The sequence below is a fragment of the uncultured Fibrobacter sp. genome (genome assembly GCF_946062555.1).
Classification (GTDB): domain Bacteria; phylum Fibrobacterota; class Fibrobacteria; order Fibrobacterales; family Fibrobacteraceae; genus Fibrobacter.
On the sequence record NZ_CAMGVQ010000090.1, the window covers coordinates 1 to 9,545 of the forward strand.

Consider the following 9,545-nt stretch of genomic DNA (forward strand, 5'->3'; position numbering starts at 1 on the left):
CTGCACGCTCACATGGCCTCGGCCTTTGGCCGACGAATGTTTGCTTTGCGGCCAGGCTTTCGCCGTGTCTGCCGTTACCCCCTCGCCTAAGGGGACACCCCCTAAAACCCCCGGATGTCACCCCGGACTTGTTCTAGGGTCACCTTTCCATCCGAGAAAACGCTTAGCAAGCAACGCTCCGACTCAGCCTGCTCCGCACGCGGACAAATTACGGCCTTCGGCCTTTACTGTCCGCTTAGCGGCCAGTCATTCGCCGTCGCTTTAGTGCGGGCGCGGTTCAAGAGCTTCAGTAGCGTGCAAGTGAGTGTCGCGACAAAAGGATGCAAGGCGAGATAGCGCAAAAAACTTGTTTTTGCATTATCGAGCCGCAGCTACGGACGTCGTAGACGTCAAAACGCTTGCGTTTGGGCATGACCGAATGCAGCCGTAGACGCCTTTAGGCGTCCATCTTGTAGTTGTTAACGCGCTTCTTGGAATTTTTCATAGATTTCTTGTTTTTAGACATAGGTTCTCCTTAGGACATGCCCCTCACGCCCTAATTTTATTGTTAAAATTTTTGTAAATTGACTAGTTTTCTGTTAACGAGTTGTTAGCGTCCATTACACAACGGATTGAACGAAATGTTCTTCGTGTTATATCGGCACCTGACAAATCAGCATTGTTTGAAACAGAATAAAAATACACTGCTTTTGCAACATTACTTTCCAAAGCAGAAGGCATCCAGAACGCAGTATAAACGCCTGTTTGCAATCGCTCTGTTGGAATAATAGACATTCCGGTTCTGTTATATCCCGCATAATCTTCCCACAAAGCTTTTGAACGCAGGTCCCCCCCAGCATAAAGCCATTCTCTCTGATTCATAATGTGCCAACCATCAGGGCAAATTCCCTGCCAAACAATGGTCCTCATCTTTTCGGAGTTTCTAGCAGAATCAGCATAAGCCTTGCAAGCATCATTACTGCTAACTTCAACAGAATCGCAAACCTTGGGCAGGTTCATCGCTTCAGCCCAAGTGTAAAGGCCACCAAAATGGTTATCACAAAACCATTCGTCATCTACATAACACAACTTTTCTGTCACTTTGTCATCAAATTTTGTCGTGCCACGGGGGACAATCTTGCCATAATTCAAGTTTTCAGCCATTACATAAAAAGTCGCATGACTTCCAACATCATCGGTGTAACCATGGAATTCTATATATTTGTACTTGTGACCGTCTCGAGGATCTTCAAACTCTAGATACTCTCCGTCGTAGCCAGCAAAAAGGCTATCTAAATTAGGGTGTTCCTTATTTTTTTCAATTGCAGCGAGAGAATCAAGGGAGTCTAAACGAGCCTTTCTATATTCTTCCCACTCATTATTTTTACATATAAAGTAGTATACGTAACCACCTCCTTCGGAAGATGAAGTGTCACCATCATCACAACGATGGAAAATCAATTCGCTACTACTCGACTCAACAACACTCGAGCTACTATTCTTTCCGCTTACGGAACTAGAGGATTTCTCTTCAATCGAGGAAGAAGACTTATCCTTGCCGGAACTCTTTTGAGAAGACGAGGATTGGAGATCCCCGCTCGAGGCGGGGATGACAGAAGACGAAGAATCGTCGCCCGGTTCCGGCGAAACAGAAGAAGAGGATTCATCGCCACATGCTGCAAGCAGGGCTAGGAGAATGGACAGGGCCAATAACATGCGAAGCGAATGCCGCGGCAGGCTGCTTGCAGACTGACATGGCTGAGCTGATGCTGTTATGCGCTTGCGCAATGCGTTAAAAATCTTCACAGAAGACCTCCGGTTATAAAAATCCCACCAAACTAAACTCATGTGCAAATATAGACAATCTAATCTAGACTTCTAGCAGTTCTCGACCGATTTTATGGATTTCGTCACAAATCATTTTTTGACGTTCTGGTGATGGGTGCTTTGAACCGTTCATATATGCGGCCATAAGGGATTGCTGAATCCCTAGTCTGCGGGCGACTTCTGACATGTTTAAGGGCCTTAGTGCGGTAGATAGTCTAAGCGGAAAATTTTCAGGATCGAAAATGGAGTCGTAAGAAATATCCTCGTCAAGGGATTCCCATCGGAGTCCGCCAAAGGACATTCTAAAATCAAGCCTCTGTTCGGGAGAAGCCTGTTTTAAACGGTCGAACATTGCAAAAAATAGTGTTGCAGTACGCCCGTCTTTTGCGGTAAGGCGTAGCCCTTCGTTTACCGGTTCAATTTTTTCAATGTCTTCATGGTACATTGTTACTCCAGATTTTTAAAATACTTGACCCATTCATTTTCAAAATGTTCCTTGTTTTCTTCTACAATCGATTCTGCGAGTTTCAATTCATTGTGTCTCATTCCCTTGCTGTCTACAAGTTTAACAATTCCTCCTTGAATTTCAAACTTTGCAAGACCTTCGTTGCTTTCTACATGGACATGAACGGGTTCGTGTTCTCGAGAATAGAAGAAAAACCTTAGGCCGAAAACAGTGAGCAAATTGGGCATGTAGCCTCCTTTAAATATAGGATATATTTTTATATCCTGCAATGGTTAAACATTTTTATAGGGGAAGTCCCTCTTCTATACACGCTTATTTGACGCTTTTGAATACCATTCCTACTTGTAAAATTTTTATAACGCGGCGGAGGTGCGTGATTGGGGGAGTAGGGCGCTTGATATTATTTTTCTATGAAAGCAAAACTCGTTTTATTACTATATTACGACCATGCTATACGGTATTTGTTCTGATATCCATTCGAATGCGGTTGCCTTTGAAGCGGTTATTGCTTCTATGAAAGACAACAACGTCGATAGGAAAGTTTGTCTTGGTGATTTAGTGGGTTACGGTGCGGATCCTGATGAATGCGTTCGTCTTGCTCGCGAAAATATGGACATTTGCATTATCGGCAACCACGACAGCGTGGCGATCAAGCATGAGTCCAGCTCCGGGTTCAACCCGTATGCCAAGCAGGCGATTGAATGGACCCAGAATCATTTGTCCGACGAATCCGTCTCGTTCTTGAGGACGCTCCCGTATATTTGCGAAGAAAACGATATTTGCTTTGTGCACGCCTCTCCGCTTTCGCCCGCGGACTGGGTGTACGTGACCGAGCTCGAAGACGCCCTCGACGCTTTTGAACATTTCAAGGGCCGCTACTGCTTTGTGGGCCATACGCACAGTCCGGTGATTGTGGCGAGCCGTCCGAACGCCATCCCCAAGATTCTGGATGAATACGAATACACTATCGAGGACACGGAACGCCTGCTGGTGAATGTGGGCAGCGTGGGGCAGCCTCGTGACCGCGACCCGCGTTCTTGCTGGTGCCTGCTCGATACCGAGACCAAGTGCGTGCGCCTGATTCGCGTGGAATACGACGTATACCAGACGCAGGAACGCATGAAAAAAGCCGGCATGCCGAGCTTCCTCATTGATAGGTTAAGTGTGGGAAGGTAAAATAGACGAGAGAACGCCGTTTCACGGCTACAGACTAGAGACGAGAGATTCGCTTGATGGTGTTTTACGGGTTGTGGTGAAAAAGAATGTTTATATTGTCTTTCGTCTCTTGTCTAGTATGTTTTCCTCTCGTCTTTCGTCTCTCGTCTCTCGTCTAATATGAAATGGGTTCTAGCAGTTTTTGGTAAGGCGGGTTCGCCGTTCATTGCCGACGAGGTCGACAAGTACGTGAAGCGCTTGCGTGGGGGAGTGTACCCGCTCGAAGTCGTGGAACTCAAGGAGTCCAAGATAGACGACCGCGTGCAGGCGTTGGCGCAGGAAGCTGCCCTTTTTGACAAGAAATTCCCGAAGTCGGAATACAAGCGCGTTATTTTGTCTGAAGAAGGCAAGCTGATGGCTACGGTTAATCTGTCGGACACCTTGCGTGACCGCTTTCCGGGAAACATCGTGTTCTTGATTGGGTCGGCGTATGGCATCGACGAAAACTTGAAAAAGACCGCCGACTTGCTTCTTTCGCTTTCGCCGCTGACTTTTACCCATGACCACGCCCGCGTGCTTTTCGCCGAACAGCTTTACCGCGTGCAGATGGTCATGCAGAACCACCCATACCATCATAGGTGAGTTGATGACCGCTCGCGCCCAATCAAAAAAGTACATACCCGAAGCGCTCGCTCCCACCTAAAGGTAGCCATGTACACTAAGGCAACAAGTTGCCAAGTGTCCAAAGGTCGCCAACACGACTCGTTAATACGAGTCGCTTGTGGCTCACAGGTGACCGCTCTCATCCACTAAAGGAGGCGTCATATTCTCAAGTTCAAATATGAGTGTATACGCTTAAGTCATCCTGGAACCGAAGGTTCCGGGATCCATAAAGCTTTATCGGTAGGCTATGCCTTAATCGTGAATTGAATTCTTGAGGCTTTCAATGAGGCGGGCGAAGCTCGGGTCAGTCTCCATTTCCTTCTTCACGCTCTTGATGGCGTGAACGACGGTGGAGTGGTCCTTGCCACCAAAGCGGGAGCCGATGCTCTGTAAGCTAATGGGGGAGCATTCGCGCATCAAGTACATGGCGACTTGGCGAGCCTTCGAAATTTCCTTAGTGCCGCGGCCCGATTCGGTCAGCTTGGCTTCGGGAACTTCGTAGTGCTTCGAAACGGTATGCAACACGGCGTCAAGGCTTACGCGGCGACGGAGCGTCGGTGCAATTTCAGATACGACCTTCTGCGCAATGCTCATGTCGATATCGTGGTGCATCAGGCTTGACTGCAATGTCAACTTGATGATAGCGCTTTCGAGGCAACGCACGTTGCTTGCGATGCTTTCGGCGAGGTAATGCAACACTTCGTCGCTGATTTCGAGGTGGCGTTCTTCGGCCTTCTTATGCAGAATCGCTTCGCGCGTTTCGACGTCAGGCGGCTGAATGTCGACAGTAAGACCCCACGAGAAGCGGCTCACGAGTCGGTCAGAAAGATTCTTCACTTCGGCGGCGGGTGCATCGGATGTGAGGACAATCTGCTTTCCTGCCTGATGCAGCGCATTGAAAATCAGGAAGAATTCGTTCTGCGTCTCGTATTTGCCAGTCCAGTTCTGGATATCGTCAATCAGCAGAATGTCGACTTCGTTCTTGTAGAAGTCGGACATTTCCGTGATACGCTGTTCGCGCAGGCATTTCATGTACTGTTGCGAAAAATCTTCGGAGGTCAGATAGCATACGCGCTTGGTCGGATCTTCTTCGAGAATGTAGTTGCCGATAGCCTGCAGCAGGTGAGTCTTGCCGAGACCCGAAGAACCGTAAATAAATAGCGGATTGTACTGAGTGCCGTCAGGATTCCTTGCAACGGCGAGAGCGGCGTTGAACGCGAGCTGCGCCTTGTCGCCGGGAACGAAATTTTCGAAACGGAACGATCCTGAAAGCGGAATACTCGGCTTCAGGAAATCCTTGAAGCTGTTGTTCGCCTGGGGAGCCGGTTGTGCGACAGCTTCCTGCTGCTGGAAATCGAATTCCTTGGCCGATTCGTCGTGAGTCACTTCTCGCCAGGCCAGGCGGATGAGTTCCTTATAGGCGGAATAGACTGCCGTGTCCAGTCCGGAAGGAACAGAGATCGTAGCATGGCCGGTCGTCTGACTGGTAAGCTTGGTCTGTGCAAAATAGGTCTTATAAACCGAGTCCGAGAGCATTCCACGGAGGTAGTTCAAACATCTTTCCCATTCAGCTTGCATTTCAATTCCTCATCCACAAAGGCTTGCAAATCTATCCACAATTAGGTTGTCAAATTTAGAAAAAAGAGGCGCGGTTGTTGATAAGTTCAACTATTCGCTGGCAATGATTAAAAATAGAAAAACAGACTGCCACCGTAAGTCCATGATACTCAAACAGATAAAATTGCATTTTTCCGTATAGTATAAAGCAGGGGAATGGCGAGAAAAACCTGTTCTTCCGATCATCTAGTTTACATAATCCGCATTATCGGCAATTAAGATGCTGGATAAGGGGAGGGGCGCAACGCGACGACTACCCCTTGGAATAACTATCCCAATGCATCCTTGAACGCCTGGTAATTCGTTATTTCGTTGCCCCAGTAGAACACGGCGAATTCAACAAGGTCAAAGGCTCCCTTGAATTCTTCCATGAGTTTGGCGTAAACTTTGGCGACAACTTGCGACAAAACAGTCAATTTTGTTCTCGACAGCCACATCGAGAATTCTACGACCGCGTTGCAGGTGTAGCCGCTCTAGTTCCGCATCGGAAACCGGTTCGGCATGCCGCAGGTTCGGTGCCGCGCAGGTGATGACGTCCACGTCGAAGAATCTGTTGCTGTCTAGACGTTCGGGATAGTCCGTATCGCTCTTGATGACCTTGACACTGGGGGTATAGATGCAGCGGTCCGTGTAAAGCGGATTCTGGCGGCTTCTGTGAAAGTCGTAGTAATTCGTCAGAAGGCTTTTTTGATTCAATACAGGGTAGAGCGTTGAACAGCGGCACAGGCTTTCTTCCTGAGCAGAACTCCCCCACACGACTCCTCCTCCGGGATTTGTAGCCGAAGCAAAATTTAATACACCGATGCGCTTGTCCGGATTTTTTTCGTGAATCAACCCTGCCGCTTCAAGGGTCCTGTGGTTGGTGACCGTGACCTGTGTCTTTTTTCCGAATTCGGGGCGGTTAAATTCAATATTGTCGTTAAAATAAGTTCGGGTATAAGCCCTGGAGGCCTTGATGGATTCCTGCAAGTCCTGTGATCGCATCATTTCTACGGAATCCTTGAATATTGTCGACAGGCGAGTCCTGCGAGCTTCGCGAGCGGATTCTCCCCTGCTCATTCTGTATTGATTGTTCATATAAACTCCATTTTTTATAAATATATCGTCTTTGTGGCTTTTTTTGTAAAATCGAAAAAAATTTCAAGCAGACTTTGACAATCTTACCCTTTTGCCTTGATATATATGGTATCGCGGAATTTTGGTAGAGGTTCTTTTTGTATATTGTATAAAAATGAGACGAATTCTTTTATCTATTATCCTTTTTTTGATGACGGCCTTGATGATGGACGGTTGTGCCGTTACCCAAAAGTTGTCTGCTGCCGATATCCTTTCCAAGACGGTCCTGGAATTTGACAATTTGTCGCTTGATTCAGCCTCGATAAATAAGGATCTTTTCCCGAAGTCCGATGATCTGAAGAAAAGCTTGTTGCCGAATCCTCACGTGATTGCGTTGGTGCAAGATTTTGCTCGAGGAATTCTAGAAAAAGAAATCGGCAAGATCCATTTTACGGCAACGTTGAATGCCAAGAATCAAGGTAACGACACACTCTGGATTCGTGGCCTGATGGCGAACCTGGTGCTAGATACTTTGATGGAACTTCCTGTGGCGCTTCGCGATTCCGTAAAGCTTGTCCCCGGCGACAATAGAATCGTTCTAGTAACGGAAATGCCGATCGACCGCCGTATATTTCGGTTGATGGATGTCAACGTCGTCCATATCGTGGGGCGTATGGATGTTTCGCTCAAGGAACAAGAAGAGGCTTTCACGCTAGATTTCGACCAGGAGCGTAAAATAAGCCAGGAAGAAAAGCAGGCGCTTGCCGACAAGGCGCGTACCTCAGTCCTAGACAACATCGTGAGCGACTGGGTAGGAGCGATAAGTTTTTAGACGTTTGAATGCTTTTTAGCGAGCTTCAGACGAAAGATTTTAACTAACAACTCAAGACTTAGACCAATGACTAAAAGAACTTTTGTACCTGAAAATTTCAATGTAGACAATGTAAAAGATGTCGAGGCGCTTTATCAGAGATTGCTTGACGAAGATGTTGCCAACTCCCCCAATGCCCTGCGCTCCTGGATTTTGAAATGGAGCGAACTGGGTTCGGTACTTTCGGAAGTTTCTTGTCGACGCTATGTCGCCATGACTTGCAATACCCAGGATGAAGCGGCGGCAAAGGCTTACGAAGACTTTGTCACCAACGTTGACCCGATTTCGAACGAATTCAGCGACAAGCTCAATAAGAAACTCATGGCGCACCCGGCCAAGGACAAGCTGAAGGATGAATTCGGCGTTTGGTTCCGCAGCGTGCAAGTTTCTCTGGACCTTTTCTCCCCCGCAAACATTCCTCTTGAAACTGAAGAGACGATGGCCGTTCAGGCCTACCAGAAGATTACGGGCGGCATGAGCGTAGAATTCGACGGTGGCATCAAGACGATGCAGCAGTTAGGAGCCTACCTCGAAAAGACCGACCGCGACCTTCGCGAACGCGCATTCCGCACCATGTGGGACCGTCGCTTAAAGGACAAGGATGCTCTCGACGAATCCTTCGACAAGTTGTTCAAAATCCGCAACAAAATTGCGAAAAATGCCGGCTGCAGGGATTTCATCGACTACATTTTCCTTGCCAAGTGCCGCTTTGACTACTCCCCCGCCGACTGTAGGAATTTCCATGAAAGTGTCGAAAAACTGGTGCTTCCGCTCCTCAAGGAAATCTACAAGAAACGCGCCGACAAGATGGGCCTCAAGACGCTCCGTCCGTGGGATCTCTCAGTCGATCCGCTGAACCGCGCTCCGCTGAAACCGTACAAGAGTGGCGATGAACTCATCGAGAAGGTCGACCAAATTTTTGAATCGATTCACCCGCAGGCGGGCAAGTGGGCCCGCGAAATGCAGGCGAAAAAGTTGATCGATCCGGATAGCAGGCTCGGCAAGGCTCCGGGCGGCTACCAGATCGGTTTCGACGAAAGCCGTCTTCCATTTATCTTCATGAACTCTGCCGAAACGGACCGCGACATCTACACGCTGCTGCATGAATCGGGACATTCGTTCCATCAATACGCTCTTGCGAACCAGCCTATCCTCGCCTACCGCGATGTTCCGTCGGAATTTGCCGAAGTCGCGAGCATGAGTATGGAACTGATCGGCATGAGTAACCTCAAACCCTTCTACGGAGACGATTCCGAGGCAATCCGCCGTAGCATCGAAGGTGAGCTTGAGGACGTCATTTGGCTGTTCCCGTGGGTGGCAAGCATCGACAGTTTCCAGCACGAACTGTACAGCCGTCCGAACCATACCGCGAAGGACCGCGAAGAAATCTGGAAGGGAATCATGGACCGCTACGATGCGGGCGTGGACTACTCCGGTTTCGAGGCGGTTCGCAACAACCTGTGGCAAAAGCAGCTGCACCTGTTCGAGTGCCCGTTCTACTACATCGAGTACGGGATTGCACAGCTCGGTGCGCTCCAGGTTTGGGCGAATTTCAAGAAAGACCCGAAAAAAGCCATCGACGACCTGTTCAAGGCCGAAAGTTTGGGTGACAGCCGCCCGCTTCCGGAGCTTTTTGCCGCTGCAAATATCAAGTTCGACTTCACAGCAAAGACGATCGAGCCTCTGATGCAGGTCGTTTGGGACGAATTAAACTAGACGAAAGAACGGCTTTTCGTGCCAACAGATGAAAGACTAGAAAAAAATGCATTTTTTTCGTAAAAAAGCCCCAAAACGGTTGACAAACGAAAAATAAAATGGTATATTTGGCGCACATCCTGGAGGGATGGCCGAGTGGTTGAAGGCGCACGCTTGGAAAGCGTGTTTACCTCACGGTAACGAGGGTTCGAATCC

The 9,545-nt window shown here is 48.4% G+C and carries 10 protein-coding genes; 4 read left to right on the forward strand and 6 right to left on the reverse strand.

What is annotated here, in order from left to right:
• Nucleotides 1-567: 567 nt before the first annotated feature.
• From Q0P86_RS15755 to Q0P86_RS15765, 3 genes are all read right to left on the reverse strand, one after another.
• On the reverse strand, nucleotides 568-1,785 hold the full coding sequence (locus Q0P86_RS15755) for an FISUMP domain-containing protein (protein ID WP_295040782.1): 1,218 nt from the start codon (nucleotides 1,783-1,785) through the stop codon (nucleotides 568-570).
• A gap of 64 nt (nucleotides 1,786-1,849) precedes the next feature.
• Nucleotides 1,850-2,251 (reverse strand): DUF2442 domain-containing protein, encoded by a 402-nt coding sequence (locus tag Q0P86_RS15760; protein ID WP_295040784.1) that lies wholly within the window; start codon nucleotides 2,249-2,251, stop codon nucleotides 1,850-1,852.
• A gap of 2 nt (nucleotides 2,252-2,253) precedes the next feature.
• Nucleotides 2,254-2,499 (reverse strand): DUF4160 domain-containing protein, encoded by a 246-nt coding sequence (locus Q0P86_RS15765; protein WP_294114381.1) that lies wholly within the window; start codon nucleotides 2,497-2,499, stop codon nucleotides 2,254-2,256.
• 220 nt (nucleotides 2,500-2,719) lie between these two features.
• Between Q0P86_RS15765 and Q0P86_RS15770 the strand changes: the two genes are divergently transcribed.
• Nucleotides 2,720-3,448, forward strand: a complete 729-nt coding sequence (locus tag Q0P86_RS15770; protein WP_294114385.1) for a metallophosphoesterase family protein — start codon at nucleotides 2,720-2,722, stop codon at nucleotides 3,446-3,448.
• 159 nt (nucleotides 3,449-3,607) lie between these two features.
• Nucleotides 3,608-4,069: a 23S rRNA (pseudouridine(1915)-N(3))-methyltransferase RlmH gene (locus tag Q0P86_RS15775; protein WP_295040787.1), complete on the forward strand. Its 462-nt coding sequence runs from the start codon at nucleotides 3,608-3,610 to the stop codon at nucleotides 4,067-4,069.
• Nucleotides 4,070-4,342: 273 nt separating this feature from the next.
• Here Q0P86_RS15775 and dnaA read toward each other — a convergent pair whose 3' ends face one another.
• Together dnaA and Q0P86_RS15785 are read right to left on the reverse strand one after the other, a co-directional pair.
• Nucleotides 4,343-5,668 (reverse strand): chromosomal replication initiator protein DnaA, encoded by a 1,326-nt coding sequence (gene dnaA / locus Q0P86_RS15780; RefSeq protein WP_290992118.1) that lies wholly within the window; start codon nucleotides 5,666-5,668, stop codon nucleotides 4,343-4,345.
• Nucleotides 5,669-6,052: 384 nt separating this feature from the next.
• The gene (locus tag Q0P86_RS15785; protein WP_295040789.1) at nucleotides 6,053-6,784 is read right to left on the reverse strand and encodes a TIGR02452 family protein; all 732 of its coding nucleotides are present in this window, start codon (nucleotides 6,782-6,784) and stop codon (nucleotides 6,053-6,055) included.
• Between the two features lie 154 nt (nucleotides 6,785-6,938).
• On the opposite strand from Q0P86_RS15785, the gene Q0P86_RS15790 reads away from it, so the two are divergent.
• Together Q0P86_RS15790 and Q0P86_RS15795 are read left to right on the forward strand one after the other, a co-directional pair.
• On the forward strand, nucleotides 6,939-7,595 hold the full coding sequence (locus Q0P86_RS15790) for a hypothetical protein (RefSeq protein ID WP_295040791.1): 657 nt from the start codon (nucleotides 6,939-6,941) through the stop codon (nucleotides 7,593-7,595).
• Nucleotides 7,596-7,661: 66 nt separating this feature from the next.
• Nucleotides 7,662-9,350 carry a M3 family oligoendopeptidase gene (locus Q0P86_RS15795; protein ID WP_295040793.1) on the forward strand — a complete coding sequence of 563 codons (1,689 nt, stop codon included), beginning with the start codon at nucleotides 7,662-7,664 and terminating at the stop codon, nucleotides 9,348-9,350.
• On the opposite strand, the gene Q0P86_RS15800 is transcribed toward Q0P86_RS15795, so the two are convergent.
• A partial coding sequence (locus Q0P86_RS15800; RefSeq protein WP_295040795.1) for a hypothetical protein occupies nucleotides 9,347-9,545 on the reverse strand: 199 nt, incomplete at its 5' end. The genes Q0P86_RS15795 and Q0P86_RS15800 overlap by 4 nt on opposite strands.